This is a genomic window from Pseudoalteromonas sp. MSK9-3, assembly GCF_003590335.1.
Classification (GTDB): domain Bacteria; phylum Pseudomonadota; class Gammaproteobacteria; order Enterobacterales; family Alteromonadaceae; genus Pseudoalteromonas.
Genome location: NZ_MIET01000030.1, coordinates 22,093 through 44,565, shown reverse-complemented (window position 1 = coordinate 44,565; position 22,473 = coordinate 22,093). Strand labels below are relative to the sequence as shown.

At 41.2% G+C, this 22,473-nt stretch carries 20 protein-coding genes; 4 read left to right on the top strand and 16 right to left on the bottom strand.

All coding sequences use genetic code 11. The features are described 5' to 3' along the window. Nucleotides 1–11 precede the first annotated feature (11 nt). The 11 genes from fliM to BGP78_RS13255 form a co-directional block, all read right to left on the bottom strand. Nucleotides 12–1,106 carry a flagellar motor switch protein FliM gene (gene fliM, locus BGP78_RS13305; RefSeq protein ID WP_010364917.1) on the bottom strand — a complete coding sequence of 365 codons (1,095 nt, stop codon included), beginning with the start codon at nt 1,104–1,106 and terminating at the stop codon, nt 12–14. Between the two features lie 12 nt (nt 1,107–1,118). Continuing rightward, the gene (gene fliL, locus BGP78_RS13300; protein ID WP_119861825.1) at nt 1,119–1,643 is read right to left on the bottom strand and encodes a flagellar basal body-associated protein FliL; all 525 of its coding nucleotides are present in this window, start codon (nt 1,641–1,643) and stop codon (nt 1,119–1,121) included. A 57-nt stretch (nt 1,644–1,700) separates the two neighbouring features. Then, nucleotides 1,701–3,665, bottom strand: a complete 1,965-nt coding sequence (locus tag BGP78_RS13295; protein WP_259386311.1) for a flagellar hook-length control protein FliK — start codon at nt 3,663–3,665, stop codon at nt 1,701–1,703. A 78-nt stretch (nt 3,666–3,743) separates the two neighbouring features. Further along, nucleotides 3,744–4,187, bottom strand: coding sequence for a flagellar export protein FliJ (fliJ, locus tag BGP78_RS13290; protein WP_119861824.1), 444 nt, complete (start codon nt 4,185–4,187; stop codon nt 3,744–3,746). Continuing rightward, entirely contained in the window at nt 4,187–5,518 is a 1,332-nt protein-coding gene (fliI, locus tag BGP78_RS13285; protein ID WP_119861823.1) for a flagellar protein export ATPase FliI, read from the bottom strand. Before fliI ends, fliJ begins: the two co-directional genes overlap by 1 nt. 21 nt (nt 5,519–5,539) lie before the next feature. Beyond that, nucleotides 5,540–6,355, bottom strand: a complete 816-nt coding sequence (gene fliH, locus BGP78_RS13280) for a flagellar assembly protein FliH (RefSeq protein WP_119861822.1) — start codon at nt 6,353–6,355, stop codon at nt 5,540–5,542. Between the two features lie 3 nt (nt 6,356–6,358). Continuing rightward, complete coding sequence (gene fliG / locus BGP78_RS13275; RefSeq protein WP_119861821.1) at nt 6,359–7,399, bottom strand: flagellar motor switch protein FliG; 1,041 nt, start codon at nt 7,397–7,399, stop codon at nt 6,359–6,361. After that, entirely contained in the window at nt 7,392–9,104 is a 1,713-nt protein-coding gene (gene fliF / locus BGP78_RS13270; protein ID WP_119861820.1) for a flagellar basal-body MS-ring/collar protein FliF, read from the bottom strand. The genes fliG and fliF overlap by 8 nt, the downstream gene beginning before the upstream one ends. A 25-nt stretch (nt 9,105–9,129) precedes the next feature. Next, nucleotides 9,130–9,462, bottom strand: coding sequence for a flagellar hook-basal body complex protein FliE (gene fliE / locus BGP78_RS13265; protein ID WP_119861819.1), 333 nt, complete (start codon nt 9,460–9,462; stop codon nt 9,130–9,132). Between the two features lie 163 nt (nt 9,463–9,625). Beyond that, nucleotides 9,626–11,023, bottom strand: coding sequence for a sigma-54 dependent transcriptional regulator (locus BGP78_RS13260; RefSeq protein ID WP_119861818.1), 1,398 nt, complete (start codon nt 11,021–11,023; stop codon nt 9,626–9,628). Further along, on the bottom strand, nt 11,020–12,129 hold the full coding sequence (locus BGP78_RS13255) for a PAS domain-containing sensor histidine kinase (protein ID WP_119861817.1): 1,110 nt from the start codon (nt 12,127–12,129) through the stop codon (nt 11,020–11,022). The genes BGP78_RS13260 and BGP78_RS13255 overlap by 4 nt, the downstream gene beginning before the upstream one ends. Nucleotides 12,130–12,480: 351 nt before the next feature. Here BGP78_RS13255 and BGP78_RS13250 point away from each other — a divergent pair, with 351 nt between their 5' ends. Beyond that, nucleotides 12,481–13,086, top strand: a complete 606-nt coding sequence (locus tag BGP78_RS13250) for a DNA-3-methyladenine glycosylase I (RefSeq protein ID WP_119861816.1) — start codon at nt 12,481–12,483, stop codon at nt 13,084–13,086. A gap of 35 nt (nt 13,087–13,121) precedes the next feature. Here the strand turns inward: BGP78_RS13250 and BGP78_RS13245 are convergent, their stop codons facing one another. Both BGP78_RS13245 and BGP78_RS13240 read right to left on the bottom strand, forming a co-directional pair. Beyond that, a complete protein-coding gene (locus BGP78_RS13245) occupies nt 13,122–14,555 on the bottom strand; it encodes a sigma-54 dependent transcriptional regulator (RefSeq protein WP_119861815.1) in 1,434 nt (477 codons plus the stop codon). A 163-nt stretch (nt 14,556–14,718) separates the two neighbouring features. Next, on the bottom strand, nt 14,719–15,504 hold the full coding sequence (locus BGP78_RS13240; RefSeq protein ID WP_119861814.1) for a flagellin: 786 nt from the start codon (nt 15,502–15,504) through the stop codon (nt 14,719–14,721). A gap of 240 nt (nt 15,505–15,744) precedes the next feature. On the opposite strand from BGP78_RS13240, the gene pseB reads away from it, so the two are divergent. Genes pseB through BGP78_RS13225 form a run of 3 tightly spaced genes read left to right on the top strand, consistent with a single transcriptional unit; the run spans nt 15,745 to nt 19,086 of the window. Beyond that, nucleotides 15,745–16,746: a UDP-N-acetylglucosamine 4,6-dehydratase (inverting) gene (gene pseB / locus BGP78_RS13235; RefSeq protein ID WP_119861813.1), complete on the top strand. Its 1,002-nt coding sequence runs from the start codon at nt 15,745–15,747 to the stop codon at nt 16,744–16,746. Beyond that, the gene (gene pseC / locus BGP78_RS13230) at nt 16,743–17,897 is read left to right on the top strand and encodes a UDP-4-amino-4,6-dideoxy-N-acetyl-beta-L-altrosamine transaminase (RefSeq protein ID WP_119861812.1); all 1,155 of its coding nucleotides are present in this window, start codon (nt 16,743–16,745) and stop codon (nt 17,895–17,897) included. The genes pseB and pseC overlap by 4 nt, the downstream gene beginning before the upstream one ends. A 55-nt stretch (nt 17,898–17,952) precedes the next feature. Continuing rightward, a complete protein-coding gene (locus tag BGP78_RS13225; protein WP_119861811.1) occupies nt 17,953–19,086 on the top strand; it encodes a Gfo/Idh/MocA family protein in 1,134 nt (377 codons plus the stop codon). A gap of 56 nt (nt 19,087–19,142) precedes the next feature. Here the strand turns inward: BGP78_RS13225 and BGP78_RS13220 are convergent, their stop codons facing one another. Genes BGP78_RS13220 through BGP78_RS13210 form a run of 3 tightly spaced genes read right to left on the bottom strand, consistent with a single transcriptional unit; the run spans nt 19,143 to nt 22,469 of the window. Further along, nucleotides 19,143–20,660: a class I adenylate-forming enzyme family protein gene (locus BGP78_RS13220; protein WP_119861810.1), complete on the bottom strand. Its 1,518-nt coding sequence runs from the start codon at nt 20,658–20,660 to the stop codon at nt 19,143–19,145. Further along, nucleotides 20,653–22,227, bottom strand: coding sequence for a hypothetical protein (locus BGP78_RS13215; protein WP_119861809.1), 1,575 nt, complete (start codon nt 22,225–22,227; stop codon nt 20,653–20,655). The genes BGP78_RS13220 and BGP78_RS13215 overlap by 8 nt, the downstream gene beginning before the upstream one ends. Further along, entirely contained in the window at nt 22,224–22,469 is a 246-nt protein-coding gene (locus BGP78_RS13210) for a hypothetical protein (RefSeq protein ID WP_119861808.1), read from the bottom strand. Before BGP78_RS13210 ends, BGP78_RS13215 begins: the two co-directional genes overlap by 4 nt. Nucleotides 22,470–22,473 lie beyond the last annotated feature (4 nt).

Genomic DNA, 22,473 nt, shown 5'->3' with positions numbered 1-22,473 from the left:
TAAATCAATGATCACCAGTCGAGGTCTACGCCATCAGACAAGTGTAAATCTTCTTCTAACTCTGCGAGTTCTGCATCCGAGTCCAACTTTTTACCACCTTTGGTAAATACATGTAACTCAGATTTAACAGACTCTGGACGCTTAATTTTTTCGCTAATCTGCAAAGCAATATTATCACGAGAACGACCCATTTTTGCTCGGTATGTTGGCAATTCTTCAACAAAAACAGTAATATGTTCAGGCATTTCAACTGGAATAACATCTCCCGTTTTTAGCCCCATAATTTGCTCTAGCGATAAGTCTACTTCAAGTAATTGAGTTGATAGTTCAACCTCAACATCCATAATTTCATCACGCAATGCTTTACTCCAGCGTAAGTCCGTATCTTCTGTATCAGATTGCACACCGGCATCTAATAGTTCACGAATAGGTTCTAGCATTGAGTAAGGTAAAGAAATATGAAAATCGCCGCCACCGCCATCAAGCTCGATATGAAAAGAGCTTATAACAACGACCTCAGTAGGGCTTACAATGTTAGCCATTGCAGGGTTTACTTCTGAATCTAAATATTCGAAAGAGACATCCATTACAGGCGCCCACGCCTCTTTGTAGTCTTCAAATATAATTTTCAAGAGCATTTGAACAATACGGCGTTCTGTTGGAGTAAATTCTCGACCTTCTATTTTTGCATGATAGCGCCCATCTCCACCAAAGAAGTTGTCTACGAGAATAAAGACTAAACGCGCTTCCATAGTAATAAGACCAGTGCCTTTTAACGGACGAAAACGCACCATATTCAAACTAGTCGGTACAAATAACGTATGGATATACTCGCCAAACTTCAGCATTTGAACACCGTTAATCGACACTTCAGCCGTTCGGCGCATCATATTAAACAAGCTGATCCGCATATGGCGCGCAAAGCGTTCATTAACAATCTCAAGCGTAGGCATTCGACCACGCACAATACGATCTTGTGATGAAAAGTCATATTGTAGAGCGTTAGAGGACTCTCCGTCCTCACCATCGACTACTTCTTCTTCTTCAACTTCATCAACGCCATGTAATAGCGCATCAATTTCGTCTTGAGATAATAAATCACTCACCGTAAACCCTCACTACTGCATTACAAAGCCAGTAAACAAAACCCGTTCAACGACTTTGCTACCCTCGACACCTTCCATTGCCGCTTGTACTTTATCCAATGCGGTTAATCTAAGCGTTTCTTTGCCTGCGCTAGTGCTCAACTCATCTGCGGTGGTTGTAGAAAATACACTTAAAAGTGTGCCCTCAATCAAAGGAATATGCTTCTTTGCAATTTCCTCATTACCATCTCCTCTGACTAAGAGCTGTACCTTAATTTGTACAATCCTATCGCGACTTGCACCCGGTACGTTAAAAACAAATGGCCTTGGCATTGCAACATAAAGTGCACTACCTGTTTCAGCGGTCGCTCCACCAGAAGCTGGGGTTTCCACCATTGCCGTTTCTTCTTCCAGTGTTTCAACAGGCTCGTCCGACCCTGACATCAGAAAAAACCCAGCAACGCCGCCCAAAATTACAACAACTGCTGCAATGATAATGATGAGCTTTTTCTTCCCACCACCCGCTTCTTCTATCTCTAAATCTGTTTCTTCTGCCATACCAATCCTTAAAAGTGATGCAAAATCACTAGGTTTCTATTTATATCATAGCAGTTGTTACGCATAGTAATCTATTCCTGATCCTTCATCTGATCTGCTAGTGACCAATTGTGGGCTATTTTGCGCTTCGTCATTGTGATTAGCAAGCTTTGAATGCCCTTGTTGTTGATTGTTATCACTTTGTTCCTGTTCAGCACCTGAGTTTTCTTGCTGTATATTACTTTCACCTAATTCAATACCTTGCTCAGCCAGCATTTCTTTCAGTTTAGGCATAGATTGCTCAAGTGCCTCTTTTGCTTGCTGATTTTGCACCACAAAGTTAACCTGAGCTTGTTCCGCATCACTCCTAATGCGAATCTGCATACTACCAAGCTCTGGTGGGTCTAATCGTATTTCTGCCTGCTTGTTGTTTAAGTTCAGCATCATAGATACTTTTTCTTGTAGTACTTTAGCCGCATCATTGCGTGCCATATTGATCGCTTGCTGAACCTCAGGATCTGCCATGGCCTTACCCGAGAACATATTTTGTTGATTTTGATTCACTTGCTGACTTTGTACTGAATCTAACATTTGAATTGTCGTGTTAAAATCACTCAAACCAGTATTACTCTGAACTTGGGTTGAATATATTTGTGAATTAGTAGGCTGCATTACAGCTTTGAACAATTGTTCAACCTGAGTACTAACCGGCGCTTTATTCGTAGCTGCATCTGGTTTGTATATCAACTCGTCAACTATTTGTTGATCTTTAAGGTTTTGTTCTTGCAATGCCTTTATTTCATGACTACGAGAAGACTCATCACCTACTTTTGCTGCGATCAAGGGTGACGGTGCTGCATCAGTTTTTTTTGCGATGGGCTTAGTCTCGCCTTGGCGCTGCTCTACAGCCACTTCAGATGGCAGATCCGCTTCGCCAGTAAGCATCGTTTTATCAAGCTTTTCATTGTCTAAGTTTTTCATCGCTTGTAATGTCAATTCAGCTTGCTTTTTGCCTTCGCTTGATAACTTGCCGCTTTCAATGGCATCTCGTAGTAACGATTGTAGTGCTTTTTTATCTGTGCCACTTAATTGTGGATAGCCAAGTTCATCAGTCAGAGTCGACTCTATATTCTGTAACAGTGCAGTGGGCTTTGCATCAGAGGAAGGTGGGGTAATACGCAATTCTGTGCCATCGAGTTGCCCCTTTTTACCCGCGGTTTGTTCATTCGCGCTGGCCTTATTTGCACTCACATTATCAACATCAATCTTGTGTTCATCTTTACGATTTAATACATCGCTTGTTACACCGCCTTGATGTTTAGACTGCTCATCAATGGAGCCCTTTTGAGTTTGTTCTTTATTTGCTAAAAGTGAATCTAAATACGTGCGCCCATCAGATTTACTTGTCATGTCCTTTACTTGAACTTCCTCGACCCCTGCATTCGCTTTATCAGAAGCGTTAACTACTTTTGGATCTATAACGCCTTGCTTACTTGCAAAGACTTCCATTATTTGCTTTTCATCTTTGCCCGAGACAACCGTTTGCTCTTTTGCTACCAATTCACGATTCAAATTTTTAACTTCATCCGTTTCGATAGAAGGCATACTTTGCTGGGTTTGTCCCTGTTTCGCTTTTTCTATTGCCTGAGCGACTTGCGACAACTGAGATGTCGAAGCGGAACTTTCTTCATCGCTATGATTTTGTATAGAAGTGCTTTGTTGTTGCGCGGCATTTATCTGTGCTAAGAAGTCTGTATTATCCCCTTCATTAACCGACGTCGCCTTCACTTGCTCAGATTTAACATCGCCAGACTTTACATCGCCAGAGCGTGAGGCCTCACCCGCTGAATGATTCTGAGTATGTGCTTCATTGTCATAGGCTGCCTCATGCTTGTCTTTGTGTTGACAAGCTATATGCTCTTCATACTTACTTAACTCATGAGCAAACTCCTCATCAGCTTCTGACGCTTTTTGCTCATCACTAATGAGTCGCTCAGAATATTCTGCATTGAGTAAGGCCAAATCTGATTTCATATTGAGCATATAATCACCTGTACTTGGACGGCAAGAGAAGGCCGCACATTAAATAACTTATTTTATCTAAGCAATTAACACGCCAATTTAGCTCGCTTTTCGACGCATAAATTGATTTGTTGCAAATTCATCTAGCATAACTTGTTCAGCTTTATTCACACGCGCTTGCTTTTCCAATGCGCGTTTATTCATAAGCATTTCGATCGCTTTGGCTTTAACTTGCTGAGCAAGCCAAATTTTCTTACGCTGTTCTACAACTTGCTGTGCCGTCATCACCGTAGAAGCCTGTTGTTTGATAGCCTCTTCAATTTTTTTTATGAACGCCTGATACTGATTAAAGCCACTCGTTTGTAAGCCATTCTGTGCTTTTAAATGTAACTGCTGTGTATACTCTAACCGAAAATCATTAAGGCCTTTAAGCTTTTGCTGATTCGCTGATAGGTGCTGTTGTGCTTGCACATAATTTACTTTCAAATTTTCTTCTTTTTCACTTTCCAATTTGTAAAGTAGCGCTAATTTATCTGATGCCATTAGCCTTGCCCCAATAATTGTGCGAGCCCCTGTAAACACTCATCGTAATTTAATACATCTTTCATACCTTGCTGTAAAAAAGCATTCACTGTTGGCATCATATTTATTGCCTGATCTAACATTTGATCACTGCCCTGCTGATAAGCCCCTAACGTGATCATGTCTTTATTTTGCTGATACATAGAATAGACCTGTTTTAATACCCTTGCTTGTTGCATATGGCTTTCTGACACAACCTGTGGCATGACACGACTAATTGACTTCTCAATGTCTATCGCGGGGTAATGTCCACTATCAGCAAGTTCTCGTGATAGCACAATATGACCATCTAAAATAGCACGTGCCGCGTCGGCGATAGGGTCTTGCATATCGTCACCTTCACTCAATACGGTAAAAAATGCGGTGATCGACCCTTGCCCTTCCCCCCCATTACCCGCTCTTTCAACCAACGCAGGTAATTTAGCAAAAACCGAGGGGGGATAGCCCTTGGTGGCTGGCGGTTCTCCAACCGCAAGCGCAATTTCTCTTTGCGCCATGGCATACCGAGTAACCGAGTCAAGTAATAACAATACGCTTAAGCCTTGATCTCGAAAGTACTCTGCAATTGTTATCGCACTTTCACACCCTTTTAAACGCATTAAAGGTGATGCATCTGCAGGTGCAGCGACAACCACTGAACGCTTTCGCCCTTCAGCACCTAAGATTTCATCGATAAATTCTTTGACTTCTCGGCCACGCTCACCAACTAAGCCAACAACAATAACATCCGCTTCACTGCCGCGCGTCATCATCCCTAGTAAAACAGATTTACCCACACCACTACCAGCAAATAACCCCATTCTCTGGCCTTGTCCGACTGTAATAATTGAGTTAATTGCCCTAACTCCAACATCCATTGGCTCTTTTATCGGCCGTCTAGCAAGGGGGTTAATTGGCTCTTGAGCAAACTTTAACGTCTCTTGTGCATCGATATTCCCTAGGCCATCCAACGGACGTCCAAGCCCATCGACTACACGACCTAAAAGACCCATTCCCACTGGTAAGCCTGTTTCATTTAATTGTGGAATAACACGCGCACCGGGCAGTACACCAGAAATATGGTCATTGGGCATGAGATATAACGTGTCATTATTGAAACCAATAACTTCAGCATCAACAAAGCCCCTAATGGTCTCGATTTTACATTGACTACCTACCGGGGCTATCAGGCCTTTTGCTTCTAATGTGAGCCCAACAACCCGTGTTAAGCTACCTGCAACGGGTACTGAGAACTGTGGGATGTGATTTTGATAACGTGCTATTCGCTCTGCGAAAGGACTACTTAGGCTCATATATGGATTCAATGATCATCACTAGATACCACTATCATGCAAGAATTTATCCAATATTTCTTTTATCCGTGTTTTTAACGTCATATCAATAGAAGACTGTGTCGTTTTAACTTCACAGCCCCCTCTATCTAAAGTTGGTTCCGCTATTAATTGCCATTGCTGCTTTTCAAGCTCTTCCTCACCATACGCTATTTTGACGATTTCTATATCTTCCGGGTGTAAGTGAATTTTTACGGTTTGCTCAGCAATGGGTAATGCGTCCATGGCTTTTTTCAAAGCTAATAAGATGAGCTCAGGCTTGGTAGTCACCTCTTGGAAAATAACGGCCTCCGCCAATAAATTGGCGAGGTAAACGAGCTGCTTTTCACATGCCTCATCAACTTGCCTCAATGGTGCATTTAAATCATTTACCAGTTGGGATAGCACCTGTAATTTTTCTTCAATGAGAGGTTTGGCATCATCTAACCCTTGTTGCTTGCCAATTTCTATGCCTTCTTTATAACCCGCTTCTTTTCCTTCGCTAACGCCTTTGTCAAAACCATCAATGTAACCTTGCTCATGGCCTTGCTTGATCCCTTCTTCATACGCATCCTGACGAATTTGCTCCAGCTCTTCCATTGTCAATGTTGGAAATTCAGGCTCTTGTGCTTCTGGCTCTGCACTCTTTTTGTCATCAGGCTTTTGAAATACTTCTTCTAGAGGCTGCCCAAAAGCCGTTGACCGACCTGCGTATTTCTTTGGATCATCAGAGACATCTGGGATTGGCCAATTTTTTAATAATTCGTCTAATGCTTCGCCTTCGACTGGCCGTCCTTTATAAAACTTTGGATCACTCATCGCTTACAAGAACTCCTCACCGCCGCCGCCACCTAGCATGATTTCACCAGAATCAGCTAACCTTCTGGCCGTTGAGAGTACTTCTTTTTGCGCCGCTTCCACTTCGCTTATTCGCACAGGTGGCATTGCTTCTAGATCATCTGCCATCATCTCGGCAGCTCGCTTCGACATATTGGCTAAAATCTTATCTTTAAGCGCATCATCTGTGCCTTTGATAGCTTTCATCAATACATCTTGCTGTACTTCACGCAATATCGCTTGAATCCCTCTATCTTCGACATCAAGTAGATTTTCAAATACAAACATTAAATCTTGAATTTGTTGAGACATTTCTTCGTCGTGTTCTCTTATTGAATCCATTAACTGCCCTTCAACATTCGTATCTAGGTAGTTCATAATATCAGCAGCTGCCTTCAAGCCGCCCATTTTAGCAGCCTGCGCACCAGCTTGGCCGGCAAACTGTTTCTCCATGATTTCATTCAGTTCTTGTAATGCTGCGGGCTGTACTTCTTCCAAATTAGCAATACGCATGGTTAAATCTAACCGCACCTTTTCAGGAAACTGTGACAAAATCTCAGCAGATTGCTCGGGTTCTAAATAAGACAGTACGATGGTTTGAATTTGTGGGTGCTCATTACGAATGATGTTAGCAACCTGCTTAGAGTCCATCCATTTCAATGAGTCTAACCCCTTCGCACCAGACCCCATCACGATTTGATCAATTAAGCTGGCTGCTTTATCTTCACCAAGTGCGGCAGTCAATGCTTTACGAATAAAGTCTTCAGACTGAAATCCGATAGTACTAAAGCTCTGTATTTGTTCGATAAATAGATTATGAACTGCACTTATCTTTGACTGTGATAAGTCATCCAAAGCCGCCATCGACATACCCACTTTTTGTACTTGCTTTGGCTCAAGGTGTTTTAGTATTTGAGCAGCATCCTCTTCTGTCAGACTTAATAATAAAATTGCTGCTTTATCAACACCATCCAACTTGTCAACATCAAAGCCATCCGGTAGTTGTTTTTGTTCTTCATCAGTCATCTTCAGTTAACCACGCTTTCACTACTTGTGAGGAGAGTTCAGGCTCATTCGCTACTAAAGCACGTACTGCTTTAAGTAAATCTTCGTCGCCATGTAAGTCTGGTAATTGTAATGTACCATCCGATGAGAAACCAACTGCTGCTGAGTCAAAATCATTATTTAACATATCTAGTGTGCTATCACCTAAGTCTACACCTGACGTCAATGAATCTTCATCAAACTCTTCTAAGGTATCATCTGGGTAAATCAAGCGTTTCAGCATAGGTCTCACAACAGCCAATATTAAAACAATGATGACCAGTGCGCCCATCACTAAGCGCATCGTTTTCATAAACCACTCTTGCTCCCATAAAGGCAGTTCAGCAGTTTCTAAAATATCTTCTCGTACAAATGGGACGGTAACAACTTCTAACGCATCACCACGTTGCATATCAAAGCCAACACCACCTTGTAGTAAGCGCCTGATGTTATTAATCTCTTCTTGGCTGCGCGGCGCCATAGTCACGGTACCTTCGGCATCCGCTTTTGCCAAATAATCTACAGCTACTGATACACTGATCCTACGGATGACACCGGTTTGCTGGCGCTTATGACTGATAGTGGTATCTAATTCATAATTGCGCGTGGCTTCTTTATGTGTCCGACTTGGGTTTGCACCGTTTCGGCCATTACCTTGCCCGGCAACTTCCGGAATATTCGAATTTACTGGTGGTTGGTTCGTCAAAGCACCTGGGATCCCAACAGCTAATCCCCCAATATTATTTTCTTCAAACGTGGTTTCACTTCGTACCGCCGGCAGATCTGGATTGAAACGCTTTTGCGTCTCTTCAATAGAACTAAAGTCCATGGTTAAATCAACTTGCGCAGTAAATTTGCCTAAGCCAACTACTGGGATCAAAATGCTGTCAATTTTTTCTAAATATTCTTGTTCTCTCTTACGCTCAATGTCATATTCTTTGCGTGAACGTGCAGCTAGTGAGTCTTGCGACCCTGAATTCAATAAACGTCCATTTTGGTTAGTCACAGTAACTCGAGCAGGCTCTAAACCTTGTACCGCTGAAGCAATAATATCCACAATAGCATCGACCTCTTCACCTCCAAGGGTTCTGCCACGTTTTAAAGTCAGCACCACGGTCGCCGATGGTTTTTTCTCTCGTCTTGCGAATACGTTTTCTTTAGGAATAGCTAATAACACTTTAGCCCTAGAGACATCTTGAAGCTCTTCAATCGTGCGTGCTAACTGCTGTTCACGACTATGCTTTAAGCGCTCTCTTTCAAGACGTTGACTCACACCAAAGCCCATATCTTGCATTAAAATATCAGTGCCCGAGCTTGGTGATTGCGTAAAGCCATCTCGTGCCATTTTAAGTTTAATATTTTGATAGTCATTTTCAGCAACCATGATCGTGTTGCCATCTAGCTCATATTCAACTTTTTGAGCATCTAGAAAATCAAGTGTTTGAACTAGCTCATCAGTAGGATACTGACCTAGTGGACGCATATCCGGTTGGCGAGCCCAAATGATAATGAAAATCGCGATCGCTAAACAAATAGCCAATGCGATTACAAGAGTAACCTGACGCAACATATCAACGCCATTTAACCCACTCAAATAGCCTGATTTCTGTTCTTGTTGGTCTTCAGATCCACCGTCGCCAGTCGCGCCATCGGATAAAGCCAATTCGGTTGATTGATTCGTTGCCACAGTTACTCTCCACTACCCAATATAATTAAACTGGCATACTCATGATTTCTTTATACGATTCAACAAGCTTATTGCGAACCTGCACTGTTGCTTCAAATGCCACTGAAGATTTCTGAGAAGCTATCATCACTTGTGATAATGATACACTACGATCACCCATTTCGAGCGCCGTTACTTTTGATTTTGCATCTTTTTGCAAGCCACTTACAGTATTAATTGCATCTGATAATAAATCACCAAATTGCGCTGACGACGTTGCAGCAGTTTGCGTTGGTACAATGGTGTCGGGTTTATTGCGAGTCGCCTCAACCGCGAGTGACTGCATTTCTTGATATAAAGCGTTAGGTTGAATGTTCATAATGCTGATCCTGTAAATTTGTTACATAGAGATAAAGCATTAATCATGCCAATAAATAACACTATAAATACAATGGGTTATGTGTAATTTGTTGTGTCACATTATTGACAGCCTAAGAGCCAGACAGTGCTGGCTCTTATAACTAAGGAAGGTAAAGGTTTAGTTACGCTGGTAACGCAATGCCTAAATCACGCATTTTGGCTAGTTTATATCGAAGTGTTCGAGGGCTCATACCAAGTACCTCAGCAACATCTTTACGCTTGCCTTGATAACGTGAAAGGGTGTCTAAAATAATTTGATGTTCTTTGTCTTGCAGCTCACTTTTGTAATCAGTACCTTGATTTTGCGCATATGAGTCTACTGTTGTTTCTAGCTGCAAATCTAGTTCTACCGTCTCAGTACTATTTACGTTGACCGGCTCTGCAACATCAAAGGTTTCTGTATTTTCGATAAATATATCTTGCTCTGATATTGCGTTGCCTTGCAATAATATGAGCGCTCTTTGCACCACATTATCTAACTCACGCACATTACCAGGCCAGCTATGTGCTAACAACTTCGCTTTTGCTTCGCTACTCAGAACTGGCGTGATCTGAGTGGATTTGGCACAATGACGCGCTACCAAATGTTCGGCCAAAACAATAATATCACCCGGACGCTGCTGCAAAGGCTTCCACATAAGTGGAAACACATTTAAGCGATAATATAAATCTTCTCTAAATGTGCCTTTTGCGACGGCTTCTTTTAAATCTCGGTTACTTGTAGCAAGTACTCTTACATTTAATTCAATGGTTTTTCGCCCGCCGAGCCTTTCTACTTCACGCTCTTGTAACACGCGCAATAATTTAGCCTGTAAACCCAGTTCCATCTCTGTGATTTCATCAAGTAGAATAGTGCCATTTTGTGCTTGCTCAAATTTACCCGGACAAGCTTGGATAGCCCCTGTAAAAGCCCCTTTCTCATAACCGAATAGCGTTGCTTCAAGCATGTTTTCAGGAATTGCAGCACAGTTAATGGCAACAAAAGGTGCGTCGACACGGTCTGACTTATCGTGAATATAGCGTGCGAGTACTTCTTTACCTGATCCACTTGGCCCTAATACCATTACACTTGCATCAGATTTAGCCACTTTCGCAGCTAACTCTAATAATTGAATACTTTGTGGATCAGCAACAATGGGCCCGTCTGTTTCTTTTGCTTTTTCTGGCATATAGCGACTTACCATATTTAAAAGCACTTCAGGGGCAAAGGGCTTCGCCATATAATCAATAGCGCCTAACCTCATTGCTTCGACAGCATCGTCTATCGTCGCATACGCTGTCATCATCAATACTGGCAAATCGGGGTAATTTAGCTTAATGGTTCGCAGTAAATCTATACCGCTCATTGCTCCCATTTGAACATCGCTCACAACTAAAGAAAAGCTCTGCTTTTTTAGGAGCATAACAGCCTCTTCGGCATTCGACGCCTCTACGCACTCAAGGCCTGCTAACTGTAATGTGTCGAGTAACGCCTCACGTAAACCGGCATCATCTTCAACCACTAAAATAGAATGACTCATACAGCCTCCAATTGTTCCATAGCAAATGAAATTGGCAACAACAAACTAAATTGTGCACCACCACTAATGAGGTTACATACCTCTACTGATCCCTTATGAGAATTAGCAACCGAGTTAACAACTGCAAGTCCAAGGCCTGTACCTTGTGTTTTAGTCGTGAAGAAAGGTTCAAATAGTTTCCCCTTCATCGATTCATCAATTCCCGGGCCATTGTCAGATACCGAGATCCGCACTCGTTCAGTCTCCACATCACGTTCAGCACATACAACAACATGCGCATGCTCTCCAATAATTTGCACACTGTTGTGGATCAAGTTCTGAATTGCTCCCGCTAAAGCCGTTTTATTACCAATCACGGCAATATCAGGTTCTGGTAGAATTACTTCTAGTACACTATCATGCATAGTGACCATGGCATCTGAGCCTGCTTTTACTTCCGTAAGTAACTGCTGCATTGATACACTTTCAACCACTTGTTCTTCGCCACTTTTTGCAAATAGCAACATATCGTTGACTTGAGACTCCAGATCTTTGAGTCGCGACATTAATTTTTCGTGAAAGCGAATTCTGGCTGAACCCAGCATTTTATTACTGCCCAGATTAGCAGCATAGAGCATGGCTGCAGACAAAGGTGTTCGTACTTGGTGAGCCAAAGACGCAACCATTTTACCCAAGGCACTGAGCCGTTGCATATGTGCCATTCTAGATTGAAGCTGTCTTGTTTCAGTTAGATCAGTCATCAAGATAAGTTGGCCTGGCTCAGGCGTTAGCGCCGAAATATCCAACTTAATAAGCCGCCCATCTTTGAGTGACACTTCATGTCCATCATCTTGTTGTGGACAAAAAGACCGCTGAATAATATTGAACCACTTCTCACCTTCTAAGGGCTCTCCGAGCATGTCTATCGCAATTTGATTGGCTTTAGCTATCATTCCTTGACCATCTAAGACCACAACGCCCGCAGGCATCGTGTCAACTAAGTGGCTTAACCAACTTGCTTGTTGGCGAAGGTCGCTCAACTCTCCTACATATGCCTCTTGTAACAGGCAAGGGTTATATTGCGTAGCAGGTGAAAAACTCGGGTTTAATATATGCGCTAAAGCCATAATAAAAACTCTCAAATAAAAATTACTGAAGTGAATAAAGCACACATCATGCCACTTTTATTTTCCTTTTTTTTCATACTATTAGCGTAAAATAACGCGTGACATTTTTTTGACTGACGACAATAAGCCCTCGTATTTCGTATTAATATTGCCCAAGGTAACCTGCTTTATAACAGCCAGTAACAGCACCTATTCAGCAGTAAATACACCTCAATTCAATACCCAGAGAGAGTGGATCACAATAAGCGCACGATGTACGTAATTAGTTGACCCCAAGAACAGCATTTAGGCACTCATGAGTTTTAATGGTAATCTCACCTTATATGCTTAGTTAATTTATGAGATTCATTTATGTGTACTCGCTGTTTATGGCTTGACCCGACAAAACCTGACTATGTTGCTTATCATGATAATGAATGGGGAGTTCCAGTGTTTGATGACCAAACACTCTTTGAGTTTATTACACTAGAGTCGGCACAGGCAGGCCTAAGTTGGTATACGATTTTAAAAAAACGCCAAGGTTATAAAAAAGCATTTCACCAGTTTAACGTCAAAGACGTTGCTAAAATGACCGCTTGCGACGTAAGCCGCCTCATGGATAACACAGATATTGTCAGAAACAAATTAAAGATACTTGCGACAATTAATAACGCCCAGGCATTTATAAAGATTCAAGGTGAGTTTGGAAGTTTTTCCCGCTATCAGTGGCAGTTTGTAGATTATCAGATCGCTGTTAATAATATTAAGAGTAAAGAGGACTACCCTGCCACCAGCGAAGTGAGTGTACGCTTCGCTAAAGATTTAAAAAAGCGTGGATTCAAGTTTCTAGGACCTACGACGGTATATGCCCATATGCAAGCATCTGGCATGGTCAATGACCATGATAATGCGTGTTTCAGGAAACAGGAAATTCTAAATGACTGGCAGTATATCGATATAAAAGAACGCGTGACCTAAACCCTTGTAGCAACTCGCTCGGTTACTTAACTTATTTAATCTTTATTTAAGTTATATTTTTTCATTTTTTCAACTAATGTCGTGCGGCGTACGCCAAGTATCTCAGCTGCACGTGCTACGATATAGTCATACCGCTCCAATGCTTGCGTGATTAAATTTACCTCAAGTTCAGCCAGATATTCCTTAAGCTCAATCCCTTCTTCAGGTAAGCTTCCAACTGATTGCTCCATTGGTTGAAATTCTGAGTCTAACTCCTCGTCATAGTCACTAAAGCCTTCACTGAATAATTCATTAAACGCATCTTTTTCACGCAATTCTTCAGGGTATTCTGGCTCAAATGCATCTACTTCGATATGTCGATATTTATTTGGTAAATCAGTTACATCAACCACTTTTTCTGGAAACATAATAACCATACGTTCGACTAAGTTTGCTAATTCACGAATATTACCTGGCCACACATGTGCTTTTAAACTTTCAATAGCGCGTTCTGTAAATTTCGCACCCGTGCCACTTTGTTCATTCACACGGCGCATCAGCTCTTTTAACAAAAGCGGAATATCGTCTGAGCGTTCATGTAATGAGGGGTTTTCAATCGGAAATACATTCAAGCGATAGTACAAATCTTCACGGAATTTACCTGATTCAATCATATCTTCTAGGTTTCTGTGCGTAGCAGCAATAACTCGTACATCAGCTTGTATTGCTTTTGTACCACCGACTCGCTCATAACTGCGCTCTTGTAATACCCTTAATAACTTAACCTGCATTTGTAGCGGCATGTCACCTATTTCGTCGAGAAACAGCGTACCACCTTGTGCCAGCTCAAATCGCCCTTTCCTTGCGGAAATAGCACCTGTAAACGCCCCCTTTTCATGACCAAAGAGTTCACTTTCAAGTAACTCGCCAGGGATAGCACCGCAATTGACAGGCACAAACGGGCCATTGTTACGTTTTGATAAAAGATGGACATTGCGAGCGACAACTTCTTTACCTGTACCTGACTCGCCTAATATCAGCACATTGGCATCTGTTTTAGCCACTTGAGAAATTAAGAATCGAACCTGTTTAACTGCATCGGTTTCCCCCACAAGCCCATCAAACGCTTTACCACTGGTTTTATCCGATTGACCAGGCAGCATACGTAAATACTGCTGACTATCATGCAATAATTGCATGGTAATATCATGGCTAAAAGGCTCTGTGATTAAACCAATAACATTCGCTAAACTTAAGAGAGGTTTTAATGTCTCACCCACCAACAAAAAAGGCGTAGCTGGGTAGGATTTTATAATTTTTTCATGATCAAGTTCAGTTAAAGCACCAAGTACAACAATATTATCTGAGCCTAACTTTTGACCTTGTGATAATGTCACCCCTTCAACAACTCGCGATGATTGACCAACAAAATTCAATGAAGCACATAAGCTGTGTGCCCGGCTATTATTATTATCGAGGATCAAAACCATCTTAACGAGTCTCACTTTCAAGGCGATAGTGTAAAGTTAAGATTGTAAGGCAGTTAACGAGGGATGCAATACCTAAGTGGCAAAATTTTGACAACATCGCCAAAAAACTGCCACTTAGTATGCTCTAAATCAATACTTATTGATTAGATTAGGTTTTTTGTGCCTATAATAGGCCAAGTACCGATGACGCAGATTGATTTGCTTGACCACGCAATGCAATCGATGCTTGAGACAAAATATCATTCGCTGTTTGCTCTGATATTGCTTGCGCATAATCAGTATCTTGAATTCTACTTTGGCTCGCCGCAATATTTTCTTTTTGCGTGCCTAAACCACGAATTGTACTGTTTAAAGTATTCTCAAAAGCACCTAATTGCGTTCGTTGCGTATTTAACTCTTTAGCCGCCGTATCGGCAACATCAATTGCAGCCTGAGCGCCAGCCTGTGTAGAAATATCAACACTTGCTATCGCACTTGCAAAGCTGCCATCGGTTGGCGTAATGTTTTGTGTTGAATTTGCATCAGGGCCCACCTGAAAGCTGGTTTCATCACCGCTAAACAAAGATTTTCCACCAAACGTAGTATTTTCAAACGTCTCTGTAATTTGAGTTTGCAATTGAGATACTTCATCTTGCAGAGCCTGTCGGTCTGAATCAGTTAATGCGCCATTACCTGACTGAATCGATAATTCTCTAATTCGCGAAACAGCATCATTCACACCCGATAAGGCCGAATCCGCTGTCTGGGAGTATGAAATCCCATCATATGCATTTCGTACGGACTGATTGTAACCCTCTTGCTGAGAGTTCAATCGATTGATTATCTGTAATGCTGCCGCGTCATCCGCCGCAGAATTCACCTTTTGACCAGTAGCAAGCTGTTGATTTAACTTATTGCCAACTTGCTCAGTGCGATTAAACGCATTAAAGCTTGGTGATTGAATTTTCATAACCCCTCCCCGTCAGGTGCTATTGCATCCATATTAATAGTACAAATACTAACCTTACTTGCGAAAAAAGTCACCTTGTACCATCTTTTATTGCAACGTCCTTGGCATAATTACTGCAAAATGATGAGAAGTATTATAAAGTACTGACAATTAAATTGTTTCTAGTGTATTGCTACGGCAACTGCACAACTTGTTGTATGTATCTGTAAAGTATTAGATGCACTTGAACTAGGTGATCATATGTTTGATAACAAAACTATCTTAATTACTGGTGGTACTGGGTCTTTCGGCAAAAAGTACGTTAAGACTCTACTCGCTCGGTACAAACCCAAAAAAATCATCGTATTTTCACGCGACGAGCTCAAACAGTTCGAAATGCAACAAGACTACAATCATTCATGCATGCGCTATTTTATTGGTGATGTCAGAGATAAAGATAGACTTCGCCGTGCTATGCGTGGGGTTGATTATGTCATCCATGCTGCAGCGCTTAAGCAAGTGCCTGCAGCTGAATATAATCCCATGGAATGCATTAAAACAAATATAAACGGTGCAGAGAATGTTATAGAAGCGGCACTAGATAATAATGTTTCTAAAGTCATTGCTTTATCGACAGACAAAGCGGCAAATCCAATAAACTTGTATGGCGCGACTAAATTAGCATCAGATAAACTATTCATCGCGGCAAATAACATTGCAGGTGGCCATAACACGACATTTGCAGTTGTTCGTTATGGTAACGTAGTATGCTCTCGAGGGTCGGTTGTTCCAATATTTCAAAAGCTTGTTGATGAAGGTAAAGACCATATCCCCATCACCCATGAAGATATGACCCGATTTTGGATTAGTTTACAGCAGGGCGTTGACTTTGTTTTAAAGAACTTTGAGAGAATGTTGGGGGGAGAAATATTTGTTCCCAAAATACCTTCTATCCGTATTACTGATTTAGCTACCGCAATGGCACCTAATATCCCTCAAAAAGTGGTAGGGATCAGACCAGGTGAGAAACTACATGAAGTGATGTGCCCTGCTGATCTTTGCTTTGAAACCTACGAATATAATGATCACTTCGTGATTGCACCAGGCATTAAATTCAGTAGTAGAAGCAATCATTTCGATGTGAATGCACTGAATGAAAAAGGTCAAAAAGTAGCCCCTGGATTTGAATACAACTCTCGCGATAACTTGGATTATATGACAATTGAGCAGATCAAAGCATTTAACTCTCAGGCCCTTGTATGATCCCCTATGGTAAGCAGTCCATCGATCAAACTGACATTGATGCTGTAATAGATGTACTCAACTCAGACTGGCTAACACAGGGTCCAAAAGTCCCTCAGTTTGAGAAAGCTGTGGTAGATTATACAGGTTCTAAGAATGCTATCGCTGTGAACAGTGCGACTTCAGCATTGCATATCGCTTGCTTGGCATTAAATGTAGCTGTCGGTGACTTAGTATGGACCTCACCCATATCATTTGTAGCCAGTAGTAATTGTGCATTATATTGCGGTGCTACCGTTGACTTTGTAGACATAAACCAAGCCACAGGTAATATGTGCACAATAGAGCTTGAAAGAAAGCTCATTATTGCCAAAAAAAATGAGCAACTACCAAAAGTCATTATACCCGTCCACTTAGCGGGGCAGTCTTGTGAAATGAAGCGGATATATGAGCTCTCATTAGAGTATGGCTTTTCAATAATCGAAGATGCCTCTCATGCCATAGGTGCAAAGTATCAAAATAAACCTGTAGGCAACTGTCAGTACTCTGATATATGTGTATTTAGTTTTCACCCAGTCAAAATTATTACCTCTGCTGAAGGCGGTATGGCAACCACAAACGACCCTGAACTTGCAAGAAAAATGCAATTGTTGCGTAGTCATGGTGTTACTGCTATTGATGCTGAAATGACGGAGCCCTCTCACGGACCTTGGTACTACCAACAAGTCAGTCTCGGTTTCAATTACCGTATGTCAGATATACATGCAGCACTGGGCTTAAATCAATTACAAAAAGTCGATCAATTTATCAAAAAGCGCCACCAACTTGCTGGCTTATATATTGACCTGCTTAATCACACACTGGTAACACCTCTTTTTCAAGTGGAAGGAACCTACTCTGCTTATCACCTTTTCGTGATTCAACTCAAGGAGCAGTGTAAAACCAAGCATCGTGAATTAGTAACTCAGCTTAGATCACAAAACATTATGGGCCATGTACATTATATCCCTATTCACTTGCAGCCCTACTACCAAGCTTTGGGGTTTGAACCTGGAGACTACCCCAATGCAGAACGCTACTATGACGGTGCGGTCACGTTGCCATTGTATCCTGAGTTAACTATTGAGCAAGTTCAATACGTGGTTAAAACAGTCCATGATATATTAAGCTAAAGTTTTCCTTTCCGTTGACGATTTATTCTTTAACCTACTTACCGCAGAGGATTTTATGCTAAATATCCGCCCATCACTCAAACTGGCATTTATTGGCGGGGGAAATACGTCAGCTGTTGGGTATGTGCATTTTTGTGCAGCTCATATGGACAATAAATTTCAAGTGGTTGCTGGCGCATTTTGCCGTTCCCAAGAGAACAATCATAAAACCGCGCAACAGTGGGGCATAGCGCCAGAGAGGACATATTTAGATTGGCAAGAAATGGTAGAAAAAGAGTGTGATAAAGTCGATGCCTTTGTCATATTAACCCCAACGCCTCACCACCTAGAAGTACTACAATATTTATTTAGCAAACAAGTCCCTGTGATTTGTGAAAAAGCGATGGTATGTGATCCAAAAGAAATTGAAGCCCTACGGCCTTTTTATAGCAAAGAACAATTCTTAGCTGTTACATTCAATTACAGTGGCTATGCTATGGTGAGAGAACTAAAGCATCTAATTAGCCAAGGAAAATTAGGGTGTATTCAAAAGATTCATTTAGAAATGCCACAAGAAGGATTTAGAAGACCACCCGACATTGCTGGGAAATCAGCTAGCCCCCAAGCATGGCGTTTACAAGATTCAGAGGTGCCTACGATATGCTTAGACTTAGGTGTACATTTACATCATTTATCGAGCTTTTTACTTGATGAAGAACCAAGTGCGGCAATTGCAGAATTTAGTAATCACTCACAATACCCAAACATCGTTGATGACGTACAAATGTTACTAAAGTACCCTTCAGGCATCAAAGGAAGTATGTGGATGTCTAAAACAGCAATAGGCCACAGAAATGGTTTACAAGTTAGGGCCTATGGTGATAAAGGCAGTGCAAAATGGTTTCAACTAAACCCTGATGAGTTGGAGTTAAACTACAATGACGGGCGGCGTGAAATTTTAGATAGGGCTGGCCAATGTGAATATGCAGATCAATTTAGATACAATCGCATGAAACCTGGGCACCCTACCGGCTTTGTTGAAGCATTTGCTAATTTGTACAGTGATATTGCAGATAACTTATTCAGCTACAAAAATCACACTGTACAAAAATCACCCTACATTTTTGGGCTTGAGCATGCCAATGCTGGATTAAAGCTCTTTTCAGCAGCTAGGCGCTCGTCGCTCAGTCAAAAATGGGAATCTATATAGCGATTAGCTTATTGAGCTTATTGAGCTTATTGAGCTTATTGAGCTTATTGAGCTTATCAATAAGCTTGAGTGTGATAAATGTGTTTGATAGTGGGCTTATGGATTTTCCCCATCTCGGTTTTCGGTAAATGGTCTAATTCTAGCAGTAACCTTGGTTGCTGATAATCTGTTAACTGTGCTAAAAAATGCAGTTTTAACTGGGTTTGTGTATCTTCGGGTGCGTCATGTTTTTTGGTGTACGCCACTAAGATTACTTCGCCAAACTGAGTATCTTCAACACCTAATGCAGCACATTCATCTAACCATGGTATTTGATTAGCAATCAACTCAATATCGCTGGGAAATACATTGATACCACCAGATTTGATAACTTCTTTTGTACGTCCAACATAATACAGATAACCTCTTTCATCCAAAAAGCCTAGGTCACCGGTATAAAAATATCCTTGAATGTCATAGCTATTAGCAGTTTGTTCAGCTTGATTAAAGTACCCGACAAATTCAGTATCAGAATGACATGCTATCTCTCCGATTTCTCCGCAAACTACCTCTTCTCGATCTACCGAACATATTTTAACTTTTACGCTAGGCAGTGGCTTACCAACGCTTTTTAATGGCACTCCTACTTCTGTGATATCAAAATCGCTAATAACTCCCACTTCTGAAGCACCGTAACATTCATGAAAACGACACTTCAAAACTTTCAGCAACTTTAGCTTATCTTCCGCATCTAACGTCGCAGATGAAGAAACAATACATCTTAAACTTTGTAGATCTAGGTCTTGCAGTCGCTCTATCAATGCTTTTAATTGACTAGACACCGCAAATAAAAAGCTGACTTGATAAGTTTCTATCGCGTGCAACCATGCCTGAACAGTGAACTTAGGTAATATGACCACTGTAGCCCCTAACATTAGCGGCATTAACAAACTTCGCTGTGCTAACGAGTGGTAAAGGGGTGTTGAAACCAAAACAACCTCATCCTTAGACAGGTTGTAATAGTCAATAGTCGCTTTAAATGCACGATTGATTTTAGTAATTTGCGTGAAAACGATAGGCTTAGGTTGACCCGTAGAGCCAGAGGTCATCGTCAAAATATAAGGGTTCTCGCTGGGTCCCATAGGTACATTAATTAAATGTAGCGCACATAGCTGCTCAAGCGTTAATTTTGTCACAGGCCCCCTTCCGATGGTAACAATACGCTCTGATGATATGCACTCTAAGTCAGCCACCGCTTTTGCAACCGTTGGCCACGCAAATACGAAATCACACTGAGCACTTTTTAACGCTGCCTCTAACGCATCTCCTTTCATTGTTAATGGCAATGGTACTATTGCAGCACCTACTTTCGATGTCGCTAGTAAACATAAAACAAACTCAATATTATTAGGGCAAAACAGCGCTATTTTACTTTGTTCACGTATCCCACTCTGCCACATACCACTTGCTAAGTGATCTACCTTATTTAAGAGTTCTTTATAGGTGACTGTTTTATCTTGATATATACAGGCCACTTTATTTGGTGTCTTGCAACGGTGCTCTGCTACTAATTGATATATATTTAGTTTATTCATCAGGGTATCGCATTACAAAGTTAAACTGTTTGTCAGCTTTCGGAAAAAGGTTTTGTGTTACAGTGTGAAAAGAAGAGCCTATGGGAGATTCAATAAACCCCATGTAACGATTTAATAGGTTCACAAACTTATTATCTTTGTGGATCACCGCTACCCAATAAGCTTTAGGGTGAAGCTCGCCACAAAAATCTAACTGCCACTGTAAAATCAGCATTGCAATATTAAAAGGCACTTCCTCACCGTCGGTAAACCAACCTCCGTAAAGGTATTCTGCACCATCACATTGATATATTTGATGCCAAACATACGCGATGACTTTTCCATTTTGTTCGACGACATATGAATTTCGATTATTATTAAACCACCATAGATAATGCGTTAATCGGTCGATTGGTTCTGTTACCGTCATTCTTTTCGCATTATTAGGTTTATTTCTAGCAGCTAAGTAATCATTAACATCCCCATCAAACACAGGCCTAACCGATATGGAGCTTGATAACCATTGATACTCGTGAACGTAGCTTTGCAGTGGCCCTACACTGGGCTGATACTTAATGCCGGTTAATATATTGGCAACTCGCTGTACACCCGCTCCATCAACTAATAATGTGCTTTGCTCTCTCATCTTAACCAGTCTAGGTAACGCATTTACTATTAATGCTAACTTTTCACCTAATTTCGAAATTTGCAATAAACCAATGTTATCAAGGTGTAAAAAATGGCCAAATGCTTCTAAATGAGACAAAGAGTTGTGTTGGTTTTCAGCAATTGAAAACGTGATGCTGGGCACCTTTAATACAGCGAGCTCATATAAAGATGTACCTAGTGCACCAATAAATAAATCACTCGATGCATAGTACTCAACCAACGATAAGGGAGCGTCAAGCAATGTTAATTCAGGGGTGTTTTTACAAATTGCATGTAATTGACCCTTGTACTGAGCTTGAGGCCCAACAACAACCGAAATATGTAGCTTTTTCAGAAACTCTTTTGGAATAGCACTTACCAAAGCTGCAAATAATCTTAGGTCCCCTCCTCCACCAAGAGACAATAGAATGTGTTTTACCTCACGCTCAATTACTGCTTCACCATCAATTTTTAAATAATCCGGAGCCAACAAAGCAAAGTCAGGCCCTTGATGTACTTCAGTAAACTCAGGAACTTGAGTGTTATATCTAGTATACGTATCACTTCCTTGCCATTTAGCATCAAAAAGATAGTCACAGTAATGCGCTCTAGCTAAGTCATCAAAAACAACAACCTTACCGCCGAAAGATTGCAGTGCGAGTTCATATTCATAACCAAGCTCATAGTGATCGATAAATATAAAGTCAGGCTTTTCAGAGGCTGTGAGGGATATGAGTAACTCTAAGTCATGTGCGCTATTCGTAACCACATAGTGCTGTTCACAGGTCAAACCGCTCAGCAAATAACTAACATCAACTGAACTTTCATCTAATATCAATGTAAGTTTATAGTGCCTCACTGTGAATTCGTGCAATAACCACTTCATGCGCATTAAATGCCCAATCCCTGCGCATGTAGAAATTCTTGCGATAATATTCATAGGGACTCTAAAATAGTAGAAATAAGCCCTGAAACCGTTGCATTTTTCTCATCGACTAACTGTAACGGTGTTAGTTTTATTCCCGATACTAATTCCAACTCCATTATCATCGATAAGATTTCAAATGAATCTAGTAGACCAGAGGCTACAAAATTAAAACATAATAACCTTTCACCTGAACATTCAATCCCTCGGGCCATTAAAAACTCAGAGAAAAACAATAATAACTGCTCTTTATTCATAACA

Bases quoted from the DNA above. Each gene is read 5' to 3' on its own strand.
- fliL (WP_119861825.1), bottom strand. From the start codon at position 1,643: ATGGCAGAAGAAACAGATTTAGAGATAGAAGAAGCGGGTGGTGGGAAG.
- BGP78_RS13295 (WP_259386311.1), bottom strand. From the start codon at position 3,665: ATGCTCAATATGAAATCAGATTTGGCCTTACTCAATGCAGAATATTCT.
- fliJ (WP_119861824.1), bottom strand. From the start codon at position 4,187: ATGGCATCAGATAAATTAGCGCTACTTTACAAATTGGAAAGTGAAAAA.
- fliI (WP_119861823.1), bottom strand. From the start codon at position 5,518: ATGAGCCTAAGTAGTCCTTTCGCAGAGCGAATAGCACGTTATCAAAAT.
- fliH (WP_119861822.1), bottom strand. From the start codon at position 6,355: ATGAGTGATCCAAAGTTTTATAAAGGACGGCCAGTCGAAGGCGAAGCA.
- fliG (WP_119861821.1), bottom strand. From the start codon at position 7,399: ATGACTGATGAAGAACAAAAACAACTACCGGATGGCTTTGATGTTGAC.
- fliE (WP_119861819.1), bottom strand. From the start codon at position 9,462: ATGAACATTCAACCTAACGCTTTATATCAAGAAATGCAGTCACTCGCG.
- BGP78_RS13260 (WP_119861818.1), bottom strand. From the start codon at position 11,023: ATGAGTCATTCTATTTTAGTGGTTGAAGATGATGCCGGTTTACGTGAG.
- BGP78_RS13255 (WP_119861817.1), bottom strand. From the start codon at position 12,129: ATGGCTTTAGCGCATATATTAAACCCGAGTTTTTCACCTGCTACGCAA.
- BGP78_RS13250 (WP_119861816.1), top strand. From the start codon at position 12,481: ATGTGTACTCGCTGTTTATGGCTTGACCCGACAAAACCTGACTATGTT.
- BGP78_RS13245 (WP_119861815.1), bottom strand. From the start codon at position 14,555: ATGGTTTTGATCCTCGATAATAATAATAGCCGGGCACACAGCTTATGT.
- BGP78_RS13240 (WP_119861814.1), bottom strand. From the start codon at position 15,504: ATGAAAATTCAATCACCAAGCTTTAATGCGTTTAATCGCACTGAGCAA.
- pseB (WP_119861813.1), top strand. From the start codon at position 15,745: ATGTTTGATAACAAAACTATCTTAATTACTGGTGGTACTGGGTCTTTC.
- pseC (WP_119861812.1), top strand. From the start codon at position 16,743: ATGATCCCCTATGGTAAGCAGTCCATCGATCAAACTGACATTGATGCT.
- BGP78_RS13225 (WP_119861811.1), top strand. From the start codon at position 17,953: ATGCTAAATATCCGCCCATCACTCAAACTGGCATTTATTGGCGGGGGA.
- BGP78_RS13220 (WP_119861810.1), bottom strand. From the start codon at position 20,660: ATGAATAAACTAAATATATATCAATTAGTAGCAGAGCACCGTTGCAAG.
- BGP78_RS13215 (WP_119861809.1), bottom strand. From the start codon at position 22,227: ATGAATATTATCGCAAGAATTTCTACATGCGCAGGGATTGGGCATTTA.
- BGP78_RS13210 (WP_119861808.1), bottom strand. From the start codon at position 22,469: ATGAATAAAGAGCAGTTATTATTGTTTTTCTCTGAGTTTTTAATGGCC.